This is a genomic window from Streptomyces flaveolus (assembly GCF_014648815.1).
Lineage (GTDB): Bacteria > Actinomycetota > Actinomycetes > Streptomycetales > Streptomycetaceae > Streptomyces > Streptomyces flaveolus.
In genome coordinates, this window is the sequence record NZ_BMRV01000010.1 from 134,101 (window position 1) to 151,918 (window position 17,818).

At 74.3% G+C, this 17,818-nt stretch carries 16 protein-coding genes; 6 read left to right on the forward strand and 10 right to left on the reverse strand.

Going from position 1 to position 17,818, the window contains the following annotated elements; translation table 11 throughout:
- The first annotated feature begins 277 nt into the window (after nucleotides 1–277).
- Both IEZ05_RS23050 and IEZ05_RS23055 read left to right on the forward strand, forming a co-directional pair.
- The gene (locus tag IEZ05_RS23050) at nucleotides 278–1,261 is read left to right on the forward strand and encodes a helix-turn-helix transcriptional regulator (RefSeq protein WP_189232231.1); all 984 of its coding nucleotides are present in this window, start codon (nucleotides 278–280) and stop codon (nucleotides 1,259–1,261) included.
- 79 nt (nucleotides 1,262–1,340) lie between these two features.
- Entirely contained in the window at nucleotides 1,341–1,823 is a 483-nt protein-coding gene (locus IEZ05_RS23055; RefSeq protein ID WP_189232117.1) for a DUF456 domain-containing protein, read from the forward strand.
- Here the strand turns inward: IEZ05_RS23055 and IEZ05_RS23060 are convergent.
- The 5 genes from IEZ05_RS23060 to IEZ05_RS23080 all read right to left on the reverse strand — a co-directional run bounded on the left by IEZ05_RS23060 (nucleotide 1,820) and on the right by IEZ05_RS23080 (nucleotide 8,211).
- Nucleotides 1,820–2,326, reverse strand: a complete 507-nt coding sequence (locus IEZ05_RS23060) for a methylated-DNA--[protein]-cysteine S-methyltransferase (RefSeq protein ID WP_189232118.1) — start codon at nucleotides 2,324–2,326, stop codon at nucleotides 1,820–1,822. The two genes, IEZ05_RS23055 and IEZ05_RS23060, sit on opposite strands and share 4 nt — an antisense overlap.
- On the reverse strand, nucleotides 2,323–3,729 hold the full coding sequence (locus IEZ05_RS23065; RefSeq protein WP_189232232.1) for a bifunctional transcriptional activator/DNA repair enzyme AdaA: 1,407 nt from the start codon (nucleotides 3,727–3,729) through the stop codon (nucleotides 2,323–2,325). Before IEZ05_RS23065 ends, IEZ05_RS23060 begins: the two co-directional genes overlap by 4 nt.
- A gap of 84 nt (nucleotides 3,730–3,813) precedes the next feature.
- A complete protein-coding gene (gene rsgA, locus IEZ05_RS23070) occupies nucleotides 3,814–4,914 on the reverse strand; it encodes a ribosome small subunit-dependent GTPase A (protein ID WP_189232119.1) in 1,101 nt (366 codons plus the stop codon).
- A gap of 249 nt (nucleotides 4,915–5,163) precedes the next feature.
- On the reverse strand, nucleotides 5,164–6,678 hold the full coding sequence (locus tag IEZ05_RS23075; protein ID WP_189232120.1) for a cellulose-binding domain-containing protein: 1,515 nt from the start codon (nucleotides 6,676–6,678) through the stop codon (nucleotides 5,164–5,166).
- Nucleotides 6,679–6,891: 213 nt separating this feature from the next.
- Nucleotides 6,892–8,211, reverse strand: a complete 1,320-nt coding sequence (locus IEZ05_RS23080; protein ID WP_189232121.1) for a radical SAM protein — start codon at nucleotides 8,209–8,211, stop codon at nucleotides 6,892–6,894.
- Nucleotides 8,212–8,489: 278 nt separating this feature from the next.
- Between IEZ05_RS23080 and IEZ05_RS23085 the strand changes: the two genes are divergently transcribed.
- Nucleotides 8,490–9,743 carry an FAD-binding protein gene (locus IEZ05_RS23085; RefSeq protein WP_189232122.1) on the forward strand — a complete coding sequence of 418 codons (1,254 nt, stop codon included), beginning with the start codon at nucleotides 8,490–8,492 and terminating at the stop codon, nucleotides 9,741–9,743.
- Nucleotides 9,744–9,758: 15 nt separating this feature from the next.
- On the opposite strand, the gene IEZ05_RS23090 is transcribed toward IEZ05_RS23085, so the two are convergent.
- Nucleotides 9,759–10,208: a nitroreductase/quinone reductase family protein gene (locus IEZ05_RS23090; protein ID WP_229869819.1), complete on the reverse strand. Its 450-nt coding sequence runs from the start codon at nucleotides 10,206–10,208 to the stop codon at nucleotides 9,759–9,761.
- Nucleotides 10,209–10,378: 170 nt separating this feature from the next.
- Between IEZ05_RS23090 and IEZ05_RS23095 the strand changes: the two genes are divergently transcribed.
- Entirely contained in the window at nucleotides 10,379–10,951 is a 573-nt protein-coding gene (locus tag IEZ05_RS23095; protein ID WP_189232123.1) for a TetR/AcrR family transcriptional regulator, read from the forward strand.
- An 18-nt stretch (nucleotides 10,952–10,969) separates the two neighbouring features.
- On the opposite strand, the gene IEZ05_RS23100 is transcribed toward IEZ05_RS23095, so the two are convergent.
- Genes IEZ05_RS23100 through IEZ05_RS23110 form a run of 3 tightly spaced genes read right to left on the reverse strand, consistent with a single transcriptional unit; the run spans nucleotide 10,970 to nucleotide 13,022 of the window.
- Nucleotides 10,970–11,773: an SAM-dependent methyltransferase gene (locus IEZ05_RS23100; RefSeq protein WP_189232124.1), complete on the reverse strand. Its 804-nt coding sequence runs from the start codon at nucleotides 11,771–11,773 to the stop codon at nucleotides 10,970–10,972.
- Between the two features lie 35 nt (nucleotides 11,774–11,808).
- A complete protein-coding gene (locus IEZ05_RS23105) occupies nucleotides 11,809–12,555 on the reverse strand; it encodes an isocitrate lyase/PEP mutase family protein (RefSeq protein ID WP_189232125.1) in 747 nt (248 codons plus the stop codon).
- Nucleotides 12,552–13,022, reverse strand: a complete 471-nt coding sequence (locus IEZ05_RS23110) for a hypothetical protein (protein WP_189232126.1) — start codon at nucleotides 13,020–13,022, stop codon at nucleotides 12,552–12,554. Before IEZ05_RS23110 ends, IEZ05_RS23105 begins: the two co-directional genes overlap by 4 nt.
- A gap of 117 nt (nucleotides 13,023–13,139) precedes the next feature.
- On the opposite strand from IEZ05_RS23110, the gene IEZ05_RS23115 reads away from it, so the two are divergent.
- Nucleotides 13,140–13,676: a hypothetical protein gene (locus IEZ05_RS23115; RefSeq protein WP_229869820.1), complete on the forward strand. Its 537-nt coding sequence runs from the start codon at nucleotides 13,140–13,142 to the stop codon at nucleotides 13,674–13,676.
- A 242-nt stretch (nucleotides 13,677–13,918) separates the two neighbouring features.
- Nucleotides 13,919–14,818: a homocysteine S-methyltransferase gene (gene mmuM / locus IEZ05_RS23120; protein ID WP_189232128.1), complete on the forward strand. Its 900-nt coding sequence runs from the start codon at nucleotides 13,919–13,921 to the stop codon at nucleotides 14,816–14,818.
- Between the two features lie 23 nt (nucleotides 14,819–14,841).
- Here the strand turns inward: mmuM and IEZ05_RS23125 are convergent, their stop codons facing one another.
- Entirely contained in the window at nucleotides 14,842–17,736 is a 2,895-nt protein-coding gene (locus tag IEZ05_RS23125) for a helix-turn-helix transcriptional regulator (RefSeq protein ID WP_189232129.1), read from the reverse strand.
- Between the last annotated feature and the right edge of the window lie 82 nt (nucleotides 17,737–17,818).

Genomic DNA, 17,818 nt, shown 5'->3' on the forward strand with positions numbered 1-17,818 from the left:
TGTCCACCGCGGGGGCCGGTTGAAAACGGGGCATCCGGAAAATCCGCCGGGCCGTCGGGCAACCGGACGGCGTGTCGGGTGACGGAGTCGAACGGTGTGGCGAGTGGGGTGGCCGGGCGGCCCCACCCCCCACGGGAGGACCGCCCGGCGACGCCACCTTGGCAGAGTGACCGGCGCTACGGCGATGATGTTCCGAGGCGGGTTTGTGCCGTGGCTGTTTTCCGCCACGCGCGGGCGCCGCGGAATGCTGGCGATCTTCGGGGAGGGACGGCGCCTGATGCTGGGAGTGCTGGGGCTGGAGGACACGCACGAGTCGGCCTACCGGGCGCTGGTGTCCGTGGGGGCGGCCGACGTGCCCGATCTGGCGCGGAGGCTGGCGCTCGGCGAGCAGGACACGGAGCGTGCGCTGCGGCGGCTGGAACAGAACGGTCTGGCGGCCCAGTCGTCGGCCCGGCCCGGCCGCTGGGTCGCCGCGCCGCCGGGCGTGGCGCTGGGCGCGCTGCTCACCCAGCAGCGGCACGAGCTGGAGAAGGCGGAGCTGGCGGCGGCGCTGCTGGCCGAGGAGTACCGGGCGGCGGCGGGCGAACCGGCGGTGCACGACCTGGTGGAGGTGGTGATCGGCGCGGCGGCGGTGGCGCGCCGCTTCCTGCAGCTCCAGCTGGGCGCCGCCGAGGAGGTGTGCGCGCTGGTCACCGGCAACCCGGTCGCCGTCACCGGCATGGAGAACGACGCGGAGGAGCAGGCCGCCGAACGCGGGGTCCGCTACCGGGTGGTGGTCGAGCGGTCGGTGCTGGACCTGCCGACCGGCATCACCGAGCTGACCGCCGCGCTGGGCCGTGACGAGCAGGTGCGGGTGGTGGACCGGGTGCCGACCAAGCTGGTGATCGCCGACCGTGCGCTCGCCCTGGTGCCGCTCACCGCGCACTCCGCGGAACCGGCCGCGCTGGTCGTGCACGCCAGCGGGCTGCTGGAGCTGTTGTCGGGCCTGTTCGACGCGGTGTGGCGGGATGCGCTGCCGCTGCGGCTCGGCGCGTCGGGTGTGACGGAGCAGGGGCCGGACGGGCCCGACGGCACCGATCTGGAAATACTCTCCCTGCTGCTGGCCGGCCTGACGGACGCGAGCGTCGCCAAGCAGCTCGACCTGGGTCTGCGGACGGTGCAGCGCCGGGTCAAGCGGCTGATGGAGCTGACCGGGGTGACGACCCGGCTGCAGCTGGGCTGGCACACGTACGAGCGCGGCTGGGTGTCCCGGGCCGGCTGACGGGCCCGGTCGCGGCCCCGGTGCAGCGCGGTCCCCGCGGAGTTCTGCGGACCGCGCGGACCTCCTGCACCCTGGACAGATGGGAGCGTGGGACCTCCTGCTGTCCGGCCTGGTCATCCTGCTCGGGCTGTGCGGCGTGCTGCTGCCGGGCATGCCGGGGTCGTGGCTGGTGTGGGCCGGGGTGGCGTGGTGGTCGCTGAAGGATCCGCAGCCCGTCTCGTGGTTCGTCCTGGTGGGTTCGACGGTCGTGCTGCTCGTGTCCAGGGCGGTGCGCTGGGCGCTGCCGCCCCGGTGGCCGCGCTCGGACGAGGTCACCCACCGCATGGCGGCGTACGCGGGCGCCGGGGCGTTCCTCGGCTTCGTGCTGATCCCGGTGGTCGGGGCGATCCCGGGCTTCATGGGCGGCATCTACCTGGCCGAACGGCTGCGTCTCGGCCGGCACGGCGAGGCGGTGGCGGCCCTGCGCACCGCGATGCGCTCGGGCGGCGGGAGCGTGCTGACGGAACTGTTCGCCTGCCTGCTGGTGACCGCGGCGTGGCTCGGGGCGGTGCTGGCCGGCTAGAGCCGGACGCCCTCCAGGGTGAGCAGCCGCGTCTTGCGTTCCAGGCCGCCCGCGTAGCCGGTCAGGGAGCCGTCGGAGCCGATCACGCGGTGGCAGGGGCGCAGGATCAGCAGCGGGTTGGCGCCGATCGCGCCGCCGACGGCGCGCACCGCCGGGCGGGAGACACCGATGCGCGCGGCGATCTCGCCGTACGTCGTGGTCGCCCCGTAGGGCACGGCGTCCAGGGCGGCCCACACCCGCTCCCGGAAGGCGGTGCCCTCGGCGCGCAGCGGCAGCCGGAACTCCGACAGCTCCCCGGCGAAGTAGGCGGCGAGCTGCGCCTCGGCCTCCCGGAACGGTCCGGTGTCGTGCCGCCAGCCGTCCTGGACGCTGCGGCCGCCCTTCTGCCCGGGCACGGACAGGGAGGTGAGCGCCCCGTCCGGGCCGGCGGTGAGGAGGAGCGTGCCGACGGGGCTGTCGAGCTCGCTCCAGTACGTGACGGAGGCGGTGGTCGTGACGGTCATCGGTGCTGCTCCCACTCTCCTGCTGCGCGCAGGTGGTTCAAAGCGTACGAGCGCCAGGGGCGCCAGGTGTCGGGCACGGCGGGGCCGGGCGGGGCGACGTCGGGGTCGCCGAGGGCACGGGTGCGGATGACGGCCGCCGTGTCGGCGTCCAGACCGGGCAGGGCGAGCAGCGCGCGCTCGGCGTCGTCCCGGTCGGCGCCCGGGTCCAGGCGTACGGCGCCGTCGGCGAGGGCGGCGGCGAGGGCACCGGCGGTGCCGTGCGGCTCGGCCCCGGCCAGAACGGCCGGTTCGGGGAAGAGGTGGGTCAGGGTGCCGCAGGGCGCGTCGAGTGCCTTGCCGTACCGCTGGACGAGCCGCTCGGCCTCCGCCCGGCCCACGAGGGCGCGTACGGCCAGCTCGTCGGGGTCGGCGGTGCCCGGTGAGCGCAGCCCTGGGCGGGCGGCGACCAGCGGGGCGAGCCGAGGGTCGGCGCCGAGCCGCTCGTCGACGGCGTACGGGTCGGCGTCGAGGTCGAACAGGCGCCGCAGCCGCTGCACGGAGGTGGTGAGGTCGCGCAGGTCGGTGAGGTGCAGGCGGGCGTCGAGCCAGCCGCCGCTGCCGGTCCTCGGCCGGCCCGGCCGTTCCTCGACGGCGACGATCCCGGTGCCGTACGGCAGGCGCAGGGTGCGCCGGTAGACGCGGCGGCCGGGCGGGCCGCTCACCTCCTCGATGCCGGCGACCGCCTCCCGCTGGAGCAGGTCGAAGACGGGTCCGGCGCGGTAGGGGCCGCGGTGGGCGAGCCGCAGGGGGATGCCGGCGGACGGGGTGGCCGCTCGCCGGGAGGTCCGGTCGCGGGCCGGGGCGGCGGCGCGGACGGCGCTCGGGGTGGCCGCGTACACGGCCTTGATCGTGTCGTTGAACTGCCGAACGCTGGCGAACCCGGACGCGAAGGCGATCTCGGTGACCGGCAGGCCGGTGGTCTGGAGCAGGACGCGTGCGGTGTGCGCCCGCTGGGCCCGGGCGAGGGCCACGGGCCCGGCGCCGAGCTCGGCGGTGAGCTGGCGCTGCACCTGGCGGGCGCTGTAGCCGAGCCGGCCGGCGAGTCCGGCGACGCCCTCGCGGTCGACGACGCCGTCGCCGATGAGCCGCATGGCCCGGCCGACGACGTCGGCGCGCACGTTCCAGTCGGCCGAGCCCGGCACCGCGTCCGGGCGGCACCGCCGGCAGGCCCGGAAACCGGAACCCTGCGCGGCGGCGGCCGTCGCGAAGAAGCGCACGTTGTGCCGCTTCGGCGTGACCGCCGGGCAGCTGGGCCGGCAGTAGATGCCGGTGGTCTCGACGGCGAAGAAGAACGCCCCGTCGAACCGGGCGTCCCGGCTGCGGACGGCCTCGTACCTGCTGTCCTCGTGCTCGGCGGTCTCCATCACGTTCTCGGTCACGCTGTCCAGTCTCCGCCAGGCCGGCGGACCGGGCTGGCGGAAATCGGACATCGCGCTGAGGGGTGGCGGTTACCGCACCCGGCCGCGCTTGGCCTCCATCGCCGCCTTCCCGATGGCGCCCCGGCGCTTCCACTCCTTCCGGATCTCGGCGCGCAGCCGGGCGTCGGTCTTGGCGACGATGCGCTGGTTCTCCCGCATCAGCTTGCGGTAGCTCTCCAGCCGCCGCACGGGCAGCTCGCCGCTGTCCATGGCGGCGAGGACGGCGCAGCCCGGCTCGCTCTCGTGGGCGCAGTCGTGGAACCGGCACCGCTGCGCCAGCTCCTCGATCTCGGCGAAGACCTGTCCGACGCCGTTGCCGGCGTCCCACAGCCCGACGCCCCGCAGCCCCGGGGTGTCGATCAGCACTCCCCCGCCGGGCAGGGCGAGGAGGTTGCGGGTGGTGGTGGTGTGGCGGCCCTTGCCGTCGACGTCCCGGATGGCCTGGACGTCCATGACGTCCTCGCCGAGCAGTGCGTTGGCGAGGGTGGACTTGCCCGCGCCGGACTGTCCGAGCAGCACCGTCGTGCCGCCGGAGACGACGGCGGCGAGGACGTCGAGTCCCTCGCCGTGCGCGGCGCTGACGGACAGGACCGGCACGCCGGGCGCGGCGGTCTCCACGTCCTGCACGAGGTGGGCCAGGGTGGCCGGGTCGGTCACCAGGTCGGCCTTGGTGAGGACGACCACGGGCTGTGCGCCGGACTCCCAGGCGAGCGCCAGGAACCGTTCGATCCGAGCGAGGTCGAGCTCGGCGGCCAGCGACACGGCGACGACGGCGTGGTCGACGTTGGCCGCGAGGATCTGCCCCTCGGACCGCTTGGAGGAGGTGGAGCGCACGAAGGCGGTACGGCGCGGCAGATACGTGCGGACGTAGCGCGGGTTGCCGTCGGGTTCGACCGCAACCCAGTCACCGGTGCAGACGACGCGCAGCGGGTCGTGCGGGGTGACGAACGCGGTGTCGGCGCGCAGCACGCCGTCGGCGGTGACGACGTCGCACTGACCGCGGTCGACCCGGACCACGCGGCCGGGCAGCAGCCCTTCGGCGTCGTAGGGGGCGAACGCGTCGGCCCAGTTCTCGTCCCAGCCGTAGGGGGTCAGGGCGGAGTGAGCGGAGGAAGCGGAGAGGGAAGTCAAGGGTGACCCTTCACAGGGCGGCCCCGGCTGCCGCGCGATGCGCGACGGAAAGGGTGAGGTCAGCCGGCGGCCACGGAGGTGGACGTGATGGTGTGCGGGATGCGGGCAGCGCCCGTCGCAATGACAGCCATCGGTCGACACCTCCTCACGTCTGCTTCCTCGTCCCGCGGCGGTCTCCGCGCGACGTGCCGCCACAGTAGCCGGTCGGCACCGTGGCCCGTCAACGGGTTTTTTTCCGGCCCGCCGGCGTCAGGTCCGCGCGCAGTCCAGGCCGTTGAGCGTGAAGTCGTCCGGCGGGGAGTTCCTGCCGCGCCAGGAGGCGAGGAAGCCGAAGGCGAGGCGGCCGTTCGCGGGGACGGCCGCGTTGTAGTCGGCGGCGCCGGCGGTCACCCGGGAGCCGTTCTGGCCGTAGGTCGCGTCCCACATCTGGCCGACCCGCTGGCCGTCGGGGAAGGTCCAGGCGACGTGCCAGGAGTCGAGGGCGGCGGTGGTGGTGACGGTGACGGTGGCCTGGAAGCCGTCGGGCCACTGGTGGACGAGGTCGTAGTGGACGCGGCAGGCGGCGGGCGCGGCCGTTCCGGGGGCCGACGGGGAGGGGCCGTCGGCGGCGCGGGAGGTGGGGGTGGACGTCCCCTGGGGTTCCGGGTCGGGCTTCTTCGGCCCGTCGCTCCCGGGGTCCGCGCCCGGTGTGCTCACCGTGGGGTCGGTGGAGGGCCGTGGCGTGTCCGACGGCGGCGCCCCGGTCGTGTACGGCGGTGACGGGCGGGGGTCGGCCACCGGCCGGCCGTCGGCGCGTTCGGCGCGTGCCGCGGTGTCCGGGGAGCGGTCGGCGGGCATCAGGGAGACGCCGAGCGCCAGCAGGGACACCAGGACGGCCGTGGCGAGGAGGCCGCCGCGGACGGCGCGGGCCCTGGGCGAGCCGTCCCCTGGCCCGTCGGCGCGGTCGTCGCCGTCCGGTCCGGGGTGTCCGGCGCCGAGACGTGCCTCGGCGGCCCGGCGGCGGCGCTCCAGGTAGGCGAGGCCGCCCCAGCCGATCACCCCGGCGGCGAGGGCCGCGGGCAGTCCGGTGCCGTGCGGGCGCAGACAGGCGGCGGCCCCGGCGCAGTCGGCGCAGGTCGCGAGGTGGCGGGAGAGGTCGTCGGGCATGCCGGCGGCGGGCTGCCGGGTCACGGCGTCCAGCATCCGGGCGTAGCCGCGGCACTCCGGGTCCAGGGGCGCGTCGAGGTGGCCGCGCCGGCAGCGGTCGCGGAACAGGTCGCGCGCCTGGGCGAGTTCGGCGGAGGCGGAGGCCGGGTCGAGGCCGATCCGACGGGCCACCACGGGCAGCGGCAGCGCCTCCACGTCGGCCAGCCACAGCAGTTCGGCGTCCGCGGCCTGCATGTCCTTCAGGCCGCGCAGTGCGAGGGGGCGCCGCGACGGCGGCCCGCTGTACCGGGCGGCCTGCCGGGAGCCCAGCCACAGCCGCAGGTCGGGGTCGAGTTCGTGTCCGCGCCCGTCGTCCGCCCAGGCCGCCGCGGTGGTGCGTACGGCTGTCAGGAGTAGCGGGACGCGGGGCAGCCGGGAGGGGCGGCGGGCGGTGCCGGGGGCCGTGGCGGCGTCGGCGGCGCGGACCTCGCGCATGCCCTGGGTGAACGCCTCGGTGGCCAGCCGGCCGGCCGCCTCGGATCCGGCCGTGCACAGGTCGGCGTAGGAGAGCACCGTGTCCCAGCACTCGGCGAACAGGGCGGCCTCGGCGGCGTCCTGGGGGATCGGCAGGTCGGGCATCGGACTCCTGCATCCACGGGCGAGGCCAACTCGCGTTACTGACGACGGAGTTGGGGACGGGCCTCACGGCAGGCGCAGAGCTTCGCATGCCTGCGGCACACCTGACAAGCGCCGTGTTCACAGCGCGCGGGTCCGGCGCGCGGACCGCGGCCCGGCCCCTCGGGAGTCGTACGGGGGCCCGGGCCGGAACGTCTCACCTCGTCTGGTGCCGGCTCACGCCTCGACGCGCTCGTCCGCCGGCAGGCTGTCCATGAAGGAGCTGACGGAGAAGACCGCGTTGCCGGCCCCGGGCGGGCCGTAGCCGGGGGGCGAGGCCAGGCCGAAGTCCTCCATCGTCTGCCGGTAGGCCTGGAGCAGCCGGATGTGGTACTCCAGCGGCGCGCCCTGCGGGTTGGCCTTGCCGAGCGGGGTGGTGGGCTCGGGGCACCAGGTGGTGAAGCGGGGCGTGATGCCGTGCGACATGAAGAAGCGCAGGCCCTCGGTGGTGGACGCGATGGCCTCGTCGACCGTCTTGAAGCCGAACGGCTCGGCCATCTCGACGCCCGCGACGAAGTTCGGGATGACGTTGCGCGCGCCGAAGACGTCGGCGGAGTCCAGGATGCGCTTGTGCCACTCGTCGCGGCCGACGTAGCGCTCCTTGCCGGGGCAGTACATCTTGAACAGGTACTCGTCCCACACCTCGAAGTTGGGGTGGTAGATCTGCACGCCGTAGTCCTTGAAGCGCTGGACGTCGGGCTTGGGCAGGGCCTGGGCGACGACCTTGCCGATCCAGCGTCCGGGGAAGCGCTCCTCGATGGCCTTGGCGTAGTGGCCGTAGAAGTCGGCCTCGTCCCGGCCGGAGACCGTCTTGGTGATGGCGCCGCCGGTGAGGGTGTAGGCGGTGGAGGCCTTCGCCGTGTCGTACCGGTCGATGATCTCCAGGGCCTCCAGCACCTCCTCGACGTCCTTCACGCCCGTGTAGGGACGGCCGGCCGCCTTGTGCTGGCGCCAGTTGTGGTTGATGTCGCAGTACTGGCACTCCTCCTTGGCGCCGAAGTACTGGCAGACCCGGAAGACGGTCAGGTAGATCAGGTAGCCCCACTGGATGGTCGGGGCCACCTCCATGACCGACTTCCCGTTGGAGAGGGTGTGGCGGTAGTACTCGGGCATCGGCGGCACGCCGACGTCCGAGATCCGCTTGCCGTCGAGGTAGAGGCCGAGCTGGTTGTGCTCGTCGGCGGCGACGCGGTAGGGCGAGGACGGGTTCACGCGCACCGAGACGACGGTGCGGCGCAGGTCGTAGGGGCCGCCGGTGAGGATGATCTCCTCCGGCGGGCGGCGCAGCGCGGCCTCGCCCAGTTCTGGCAGGGTGCCGTGGTCGAAGGAGAAGATGAAGTAGGACTTCGGCTTGACCTCACCATCCTCGTTGTCACTCAGCGCGGAGGGGTCGAAGGCCACGCCGCCGCGCAGGAGGTCCTCCTTGAAGACGGCCTCGCGCGGCACGTGCGGGAACCGCTCCATCAGATCCTCGACCAGCGCGGTACGGCTGTCCATCGACGTGTCTCCTCCCGGTTCGGACGTACGACTCCTCACGGTATGCCCCCGCCCCGGCATCATCCGTGCCGGGTCCCCTTCCGGCGCGCGATGTGTGCCGGCGGCCGGGCGCCCGGCGGCAGCCCGGGGGCGGGGTGCCGTGATGTGCTCGGTGAGCCGGCACCGGTCCGTCCGCACGGGTGACGGTGGCGTTGCGCCCCGTCACCGAGCCGTGCGGGCGGAGCCACCGCTCGTCGCCCCCGTACACCGCCGTGTCACGGGAAGGTAGGTTCAACGGCATGACCGACACCGTGACCAACTGGGCCGGGAACATCACCTACACGGCCAAGGAACTGCTCCGGCCGCACTCGACGGCGGCGCTGCGGTCGCTGGTGGCGGACAGCTCCCGGGTGCGGGTGCTGGGCAGCGGGCACTCCTTCAACGAGATCGCCGAGCCGGGCACCGAGGGCGTCCTGCTGTCGCTGGCGTCGCTGCCGCCCGAGGTGGACGTGGACACGGCGGCCCGTACGGTGCGGGTGGGCGGCGGTGTCCGGTACGCGGAGCTGGCCCGGCTGGTGCACGCGCGGGGGCTGGCGCTGCCGAACATGGCGTCGCTGCCGCACATCTCGGTCGCCGGGTCGGTGGCGACCGGCACGCACGGCTCCGGGGTGGGCAACGGTTCGCTGGCGTCCGTCGTGCGCGAGGTGGAGCTGGTCACCGCCGACGGTTCGACGGTGACCGTCACGCGGGGCGAGGAGCGGTTCGGCGGCGCGGTCACCTCCCTCGGCGCCCTCGGTGTCGTGACCGCCCTCACCCTCGACCTGGAGCCGGCCTACGAGGTCGAGCAGCACGTCTTCACCGAGCTGCCGCTGGCCGGACTGGACACGGCGACGTTCGAGGCGGTGATGTCGGCGGCCTACAGCGTGAGCCTGTTCACCGACTGGCGGGAGCCCGGCTTCCGCCAGGTGTGGCTCAAGCGGCGCACCGACCGGCCGCTGCCCGACTTCCCGTACGCCGCACCGGCCGCCGAGAAGATGCATCCGGTGCCGGGCATGCCGGCCGTCAACTGCACCGAGCAGTTCGGGGTGCCGGGGCCGTGGCACGAGCGGCTGCCGCACTTCCGTGCCGAGTTCGTGCCCAGCAGTGGCGCCGAGCTCCAGTCGGAGTACCTGATGCCGCGCGAGCACGCCCTCGACGCGCTGCGCGCGCTGGACGCGATCCGGGAGACCGTCGCACCGGTGCTGCAGACCTGCGAGGTGCGCACGGTCGCCGCCGACGAGCAGTGGCTGGGCCCGGCGTACGGGCGGGACACGGTGGCGGCGCACTTCACCTGGGTCGAGGACACCGCAGCGGTGCTGCCGGTGGTGCGACGGCTGGAGGAGGCGCTGGACGCCTTCGACGCGCGTCCGCACTGGGGGAAGGTGTTCACCACCCCGGCGGCGGTGCTGCGCGAGCGCTATCCGCGGCTCGGTGACTTCGGGGCGCTGGTGAGGTCGCTGGATCCGCAGGGCAAGTTCACCAACGCGTTCGTGCGCGGGGTGCTGGCCGGCTGAGGTGCGCGCGGGCGGTCAGTCCGTCGTGCGGCGCAGCTCCACCAGCGGGATGACGCGGTCGGTCCGCTCCTGGTGCTGGGCGAAGAACGGCGCCTGTTCGAGCAGCAGCGGCCACAGCCGGTCGTGTTCGGACGCGTCCAGGACGGTGGCGACGGCCGGGTAGGTGTCCGGGCCGAGTTCGACGGTGACGTCGGGGTGGGCCACGATGTTGTGGAACCAGTCCGGGTGCCGGGGCGCCCCCATGTTGGACGCGACGACCATCACGCGGTCGCCGTCGAGCCGCCAGAAGCCCATCGGGGTGGTGCGCCGCGTGCCGCTGCGGGCCCCGGTGTGGGTGAGCAGGAGCATCCGGTCGGCGTGCATCATCTCGCCGATCTTCCCGCTGCCCCGCTGCGCGCGGAACTGCTCGGCGACCTGGCGGTTGAGCTCGTTGCGCTGCTCGGTGCTCATCGTCGACGGGTCCATGGCGGTCAATCTGCCACACCCGCCGCGCCTTCGCAGGGCGTCCGGCGCACGGGCCGTGCGCGGGGCCGGTCCGTGCGGACGGGCGACCCCGGGGGCGCGGACCTGCGCCTGTCCTAGGATGCGGGCGGAACATTCCGCGATGCGAGCGCACCCGCCGGAGAGGTGGACCCATGCCCCGAGCCGGCCTCACGACCGAGCGCGTCGTCGCGGCCGCCGCCGACCTCGCCGACGAGGCGGGGTTCGAGAGCGTCACCGTCTCCGCGCTGGCCCGGCGCCTGGGGGTGAAGGACGCGAGCCTGTACACGCACGTCCGCGGCCTGCACGACCTGCGCGTGCGGATGGCGCTGCTGGCGGGCGGCGAGCTGATCGAGGAGATCGCGGCGGCGGTCGCCGGGCGGGCCGGCAAGGAGGCGCTGGCCGCCTTCGCGGGCGCCTACCGGGCGTACGCACTGAGCCATCCCGGCCGGTACGCCGCGACCCAGATCCGTGTCGACCAGTCGCTCGCCGCCGACTCCCCCGCGCTGCGCCGCACCGCGGAGATCACCTACGGGATGCTGCGCGCGTACGGCCTCGGCGAGCCCGACCTCACCGATGCCGTACGCCTGCTGCGCAGCACCTTCCACGGCTACTGCGCCCTGGAGGCCGCCGGGGCCTTCGGTGCCCCGCGGGACGTCCAGGCGTCGTGGGACAGGGCCGTGGACGCGCTGCACGTCGCGCTGGAGCACTGGCCGGCCGCCGGCTGACCCGCGCCCGCCGTCCGCTCAGGCCTTGCGCGCGACCCCGCAGACGGCGACCTCGGCCGTGGGCTCCGGGGAGGCGGTGGCGTCCGGGCGCCAGGCGGCGGACGCCACCACGCCGGGTTCGACGAGGTCGAGCCCGGTGAAGTAGGCGGCGATCTCCTGCGGGGACCGGAGGTGGTAGGTGTTGGCCGACTGCGCGTTGTAGGTCTCGACGGCCGTGTTGAGGGCGGGGTTGCTGTTCGTGCCGTCGCTCAGGGCGAGGTAGCTGCCCGGCGGCAGTGCCGACACCAGCCGGGCGACCAGCTCCGCGGGCCGGTCGTCGTCGGCGACCTGGCCCATGATGCCCAGCATGGTCAGGGCGACCGGCCGGTCGAAGTCCAGGGTCTTGGCGGCCTCGGCGAGGATCCGGTCGGGGTCGCGCACGTCGGCGTCGATGTAGGCGCAGGCGCCCTCCTCGGTGCTGGTGAGCAGCGCCTCGGCGTGCGTCAGGACGAGGGGGTCGTTGTCGACGTAGACGATGCGGCTCTCCGGCGCGATGCGCTGGGCCAGTTCGTGCGTGTTGTCCGCGGTGGGCAGGCCGGTGCCGATGTCGAGAAACTGGCGGATGCCGGCCTCCTCGGCCAGGAAGCGCACGGCGCGCGCCAGGAACTTGCGTTGCAGGCGTGCGACGGCCGCGAACTCCGGGAACGTCGACAGGATGACGTCGCCGACCTGGCTGTCGACGGGGTAGTTGTCCTTGCCGCCCAGCAAGTAGTTCCAGACACGGGCGGAGTGCGGGCGATCGGTCTGCAGCCTGGCCCTGACTTCATCACGCGGGTGATCCATGGGGACAGCTTCACACAGAGCGACGCTCCCGGGGGTCAACTACCCAGCTTTCGCACGTCGTCGTAGCTCGGCACCGTTCCGCCGGGAGCCCGCCCGGCCCGGATGTCGGCCACGGCCTCCAGGGCGGCGCCCAGCGCGCGCCGGTACAGCAGCGAGCCCAGACTCACCCGGCGTACGCCGAGGTCGGTGAGGTGCGGCAGGGCCGGGCCCGCCGGGGTGTAGAGGACGTTGAGGGGGACGTCGAGGTCCCGGACCAGGGCGGCGATCGTGCGCGGGTCGCTCACACCGGGCACGAAGACGCCGTGGGCGCCCGCCTCCCGGTAGGCGTCGAGGCGCCGTGAGGTCCCCTCGCCGTCGCCGAGCCAGTACGTGTCGGTACGGGCGTTGACGAAGAGGCCGGGGGCCGCCGACCTCACCGCGGCGATCTTCGCCGCGTGCCGGTCGACGGGGCCGAGGCCGTCCTCCAGGTTGATGCCGACGGCGCCGACGGCCGCCAACTGCCGTGCGAACTCCGCGACCTCGTCGGGATCGTCGCTGAAGCCGCCCTCCACGTCGACGGAGAGGAGGAACGGCTCCGAGCCCAGGGCGAGGGCCAGCCGGAGCGTCTCCTCCCGGGTCGCCGCCGCCCCGTCGGGCAGCCCGCCCGCCGCCGCGACACCCAGGCTGGTCGTGCCGATCGCCGCGCAGCCCAGGCCGGCGAGGAGGAGCGCGGAGGCGTGGTCCCAGGCGCACGGCAGCAGCAGCGGATCGCCCTCGCGGTGCAGATCGGCGAAGGCGGTCACGACAGGTCCCCCACGGCGTCGGCGTAGTACGCGGACTCCGCGACGTGCAGGGCGAGTTCGCGGAAGCTCCAGCCCTCGCCGGGCGAGTGGTCGAGCTGTTCGCCGGTGAGCGCGTCGAGGCGGTTGGCCCAGATCCGGGCGAGCCGGATGAGGCGGCTGCGGGCCTCTTCGAGGTCCTCCCGGGTGAACGGCGCGCGGTCCGCGTCCGTCGTGATCACGGAGGCGTGCCAGTGGTCGGGCTGCGGCCGCTCCCCCGCCAGCCGCGCCTCCAGCTCGGCGAGATGGTCGATCAGGTGGTCGGCGACGCGCCGGACGGCCTTGTGCGGGGTGTAGATCCGGTCGTCGACGTGGGCCGGTTCCCCGTCCCAGCCGGTCCAGGTGGCGGCCAGGGCGAGGACGTGGTCGACCATGCCGGTGACGGCGTCGGCGGGCGTGACGGTCGCGGTGACGGTGTTCGGGTCGCTCATGTCCCCGACGCTACGGTCCCGTTGCTTCGGTCCCCGCCGAAGTGTCCCGGGCCTTCGGGCGGGTACCCGGACGGTCACCCGGAGTCATCGGCTTCCTCGACCGGCCGGAAGGTGGACATGGCAAGCACCGAGCGACAGGACGGCCGCCCCGCGCGGCGGTGGCAGGACAAGTTATGGGTGATCGGTCTGATGGTCCTGGCCATCGGTGTCGTGACCCGCATGGCCTTCAACGGATTCTCGGGGTGGCTGCCGGCTCTCGTGAGCGCCACGCTGATGAGCTGCTACGTCGTGTGGCTGGTACGCCGGCGCCGGCGCCACGACGCCCGCGCCACCGGTACCGATCCGGACGACGTGCCCGCCATGGAACGGCAGATCCTCAAGGGCGGGCCGCCGCCCGAGGAGCCCGGGCAACGTCGGGCCATGGCGGCGCTGGTCGACTCCCGGCGGCAGCGGCTGCGGCGCCACCGCTGGTGGGCGCTCCCCCTCCTCGCCGTGATCTTCTTCGGCACCGCGGCCCTGTGGTTCGCCTCCGGTGCGGTGGTCGCGGGCGGCTGGATGCTGGCGGCCGCGGTCGCCTCCATGGCGTGGATGGTCTGGTGGCACGTCCACTACGACCGCCGCCTGACGCAGATGCGCCGCCGCCTGCAGGGCTGAGCCGCGAGCCACGAGCCCGCGCGTCACCTCGGGACCGGTGCCCGGTGCGCCGGACCACCCATGCGTACCCCAGCACCGCCGCCGTGACGCCGCGGACCTTCGTGAGCGCCTCCTTCTCCTTCTCCTTCTCCTTCACCGCGTCGACGGGTTGCCGGTGACGGCGTACACCGCCAGGACGCCCAGGACCTCCCGGACGGACCACGCTCCCGGCGGGTGCCCCCCGGGCTGGCTAACCTCGTGCCATGACCAGCGACTTCGCCGACGTCCTCGGCTCCGGCCGCCCCCTCGTGCTCGACGGCGGCATGTCCAACCAGCTGGAGTCGGCGGGCCACGACCTGAGCGACGACCTGTGGTCGGCCCGGTTGCTCGCCGAGGACCCCGAGGCGATCACCCGGGCGCACCTCGCCTACTTCGCGGCGGGCGCGGACGTGGCGATCACCGCGAGCTACCAGGCCACCTTCGAGGGCTTCGCCCGGCGCGGGGCGGACCGCCGACGCGCCGCCGAGCTCATGTCCCTGAGCGTGGAGCTGGCCCGGGAGGCGGCCCGCCGCGCGCGCACGGACCGCCGGCTGTGGGTGGCGGCCTCCGCCGGACCGTACGGGGCGATGCTCGCGGACGGCTCCGAGTACCGGGGCCGCTACGGCCTCTCGGTCGCGGAGCTGGAGCGCTTCCACCGGCCCCGCCTGGAGGTGCTGGCCGCCGCCCGGCCGGACGTCCTCGCGCTGGAGACCGTCCCCGACGCCGACGAGGCCGCGGCGCTGCTGCGGGCGGTGCGCGGACTGGGCGTGCCGGTCTGGCTGTCGTACACCGTCGACGGCGACCGCACCCGCGCCGGGCAGCCGCTGGAGGAGGCGTTCGCGCTGGTGGCGGACGCGGAGGAGGTGGTCGCGGTGGGCGTGAACTGCTGTGCCCCGCAGGACGTGGCGGGCGCGGCCGGGACGGCCGCCCGGGTCACCGGCAAGCCCGTCGTCGTCTACCCCAACAGCGGCGAGTCCTGGGACGCCGCCGCCCGCGGCTGGACCGGCCGCTCCACCTTCACACCGGACCGCGTACGGGCGTGGCGGGACACCGGGGCGCGTCTGATCGGGGGGTGCTGCCGGGTGGGACCGGAGGCGGTGGGGAGCATCGCGCGGAACCTGTGAGGCCGGGCACACCCGGCGGTTGCTCAATTGAGTCCGGCCTGCCTCAGGGCGTCCCGCAGCGCGGCCCGTGACGTGATCTTGAGCTTGGGAAACAGGTTGTACAGGTGCGTGCTCACCGTGCGGTGCGAGAGGAACAGCTGCGAGGCGATCTGCTTGTTGCTCAGGCCGGTCGCCGCGAGCCTCGCTATCTGCAGCTCCTGGGCGGTCAGGCCCACCGGTCCGGCCTCCTCCGCGGAGTCGGACGCGACGCCCGCGGCCTCCAGCTCGGCGCGAGCGCGCTCGGCCCACGGCCGCGCGCCGAGCCACTCCAGCGTCTCCTGCGCGGCACTCAGGTGCTCCTTGGCCAGGTCGGTGCTGCCGTGCGAGCGCAGCACCCGCCCGTACGCCAGCTGCAGGCGGGCGCGTTCGAACGGTCGTTGTTCCGCCTCGGGCAGCGACAGGGCCGCTTCGAAGACCGGCCCGGCCGTCTCGGCCGGAGCGGCCAGGGCCTCGGAGCCGGCGACCAGCAGGGCGTTCGCGGGGGAGATCTCGGCCAGACGCGCTTCCCGGGCCGCCGCCACGTGCGCGCGGGCCTCCTTCGTCCTGCCCGACCCCACGGCCGCCTCGACCAGATCCATCACGGAGGTCACCGCCTGCGGGGCGTAGGGCCGGAAGGCGCCCGCCGGAGTGATGCGGACGAGATGGGAGAAGGCACGGTCGTGGTCCCCGTGCGCCAGTGCCGCCAAGCCCCGCGCGTGCCAGAGCAGTCGCTGAGCCCTTCCCAGGCCCTGGGAAGCCACCCGGCCCCTCAGCTCCTCGGCGATCGGCTCCAGGCTCTCCGTCTCTCCCCGGGCGCCGTGGACCAGGGCCAGCAGGCTCTTCATCCGGACCGCGCACATCCGCAGACCCAGCTCCTGGGACCAGGCCAGCGCCTCCTGGACCGTCGACTCCACCGCGTCCCACCGGCCGGCGTGGAAGGCTTCCACACCCCTGAGGGCCGTCTCGGTGGCCCATCCGGTGAGCGTGCCGCCGTCACGCGAACGGTCGGGCGTGCGGCGCTCCACGATCCGGTGTCCCGAGGGGATGCCGAGGTCCGCGGCGACGAGCGACAACTGCAGCAGGCGCAGGCAGTCGGAGTCCCGGACGAGCGCGTCCGAGATGTCGTCGAAGCGCCGTCGGAGGGTGTGGGCGTTGTGTGCCGGGTCACCCAGGGCGTCGAAGCACCACCTGGTGAAGTCCGACGCCCCGGACATCCGGGCGGCCAGCGGCTCCCACAATTCGGCGCTGCCGCTGTGCGCGGCCGTCAGCACGAGGAGTTGCAGGAGTTCGTCGGCGAGGTCGTCGGCCGGGCGGCGGCCGGGCTCCCGCTGCTCCCAGTCGGTCAGCTCGTCCAGCGCCCGGGCGAGCACCTGGTGCGTGGCCCTCATGTCGCCGTCGTGCTCGATGGTGCGATAGGCGTGCGCCAGCGTGGCACGTGCCGCGTCCTCGGGGTTCGCGCCCTCCCGGTGTGCGGACTCCAGCATCTCCGCGGCGTCCTCCGCCCGGCCGGCCCGGGCGGCGAGCAGGGCCGCCCGGGCAAGCCGACGGGAGCGGTCCTCGGCCTTGACGCTCAGTTCCGCGGCGTGTCGCAGCGCGGTCATGGCGATCACCGGGGCGTCGTGCCGGGACGCGTGCTCGGCCGCGCTCTCCAGAGCGAGTGCCGTTCCCTCGTTCGGGCCCAGGGAGGCCGCGATCAGGTGTCGGACCTGCAGCTCGGGGTCGGCGTCGAGCGCCTCCGCCAGGGCCCGGTGCGCGGCTCGGCGTTGGTCGGGAGGGACCGCTTGGACGATCGCGGACCGGACCAGGGGGTGGCGGAAGACCAGTCGGCCACCGTGTGCGTCGACGCTGACGAGACCCGCGCGTTCCCCGGGCACCAGGGCGGCGTCGATGTCTGCCCACCCGCCCTGGGCGGCGGACCAGATGGTACGCACATTGCCGGTGCTCTCGAAGGCGGCGAGGAGCAGGAGGTCCTTGGTCTCGTCGGGAAGGTCCTCGACCCGGGCGGCGAACAGGGCCACCAGCCGTTCGTTCAGGGGCAGCCAGGAGGGCAGTTCCGCGCGGCCGGACAGCTGGTCCTCGCTGAGGAGTGCCGGAAGCTCCAGCAGCGCCAGCGGATTGCCGGCGGCTTCCGACAGCAGCCGCTGCCGCGTGGCCGGGGCCAGCCCGGGGTGGCGGGCCTCCAGCAGTGCAGCCGCTGCCGCGGCATCGAGCGGCTCCACCAGGGTTTCCGGACTTCCGCCGCTGTCCAGGAAGCTGTCCTCGCCGGCGCGCACCGCGGCCAGCACGCCGATCCGCTGGTGGCCGAGGCGGCGTGCGACGAACTCGAGCACCTCGACGCTCGCCCGGTCCATCCACTGGGCGTCGTCCACGATCAGCAGCACCGGACCGCTCTCCGCCACCTGGCCGAGCAGTGCCAGGGTCGCCGCCGAGACGGTGAACCGGTCGGGCGGGGCGCCGTGGGTGAAGCCGAGCGCCCGGTCGAGGGCGTCCCGCTGGGCGGCCGGCAGGCTGAGGCAGAGGTCGCGGAGGCCGTGCACCAGTTGGTGGAGGCCGGAGAAGGCAAGGCCCACCTCCGACTGCGCCCCCGTGGCGTGCAGCACCCGGATGCCCTTCGTCCTCGCCCGGGTCGCGGTCTCGTCCAGAAGCGAGGTCTTGCCCACCCCGCATTGACCGCGCAGAAGCACCGGCCTGGCCCCGCCCACGAGGAGGGCGTCCAGCAGGCCGTCGAGCGCGGCGAGTTCGATGTCACGGCCGAACAGCGCGCACCGGTGTCGCTCGCCGGCCGGCGGCACACCGCCCCGCTCGTCCTCGGCGGGTTCGCCGGAGACGAACGGCCAGCGGAACTCCGGTTCCGTGGTCCGTCCGTCCCGCACGACGAATCTCTCGTGCGTGGGCTTCATCGCAACGGCTGAGAGTTTCCGCACGGCACCGCCCTCCAAAGCTGACTCGACGACGTCACGGTCGACCGGTCCAGCCTCACCG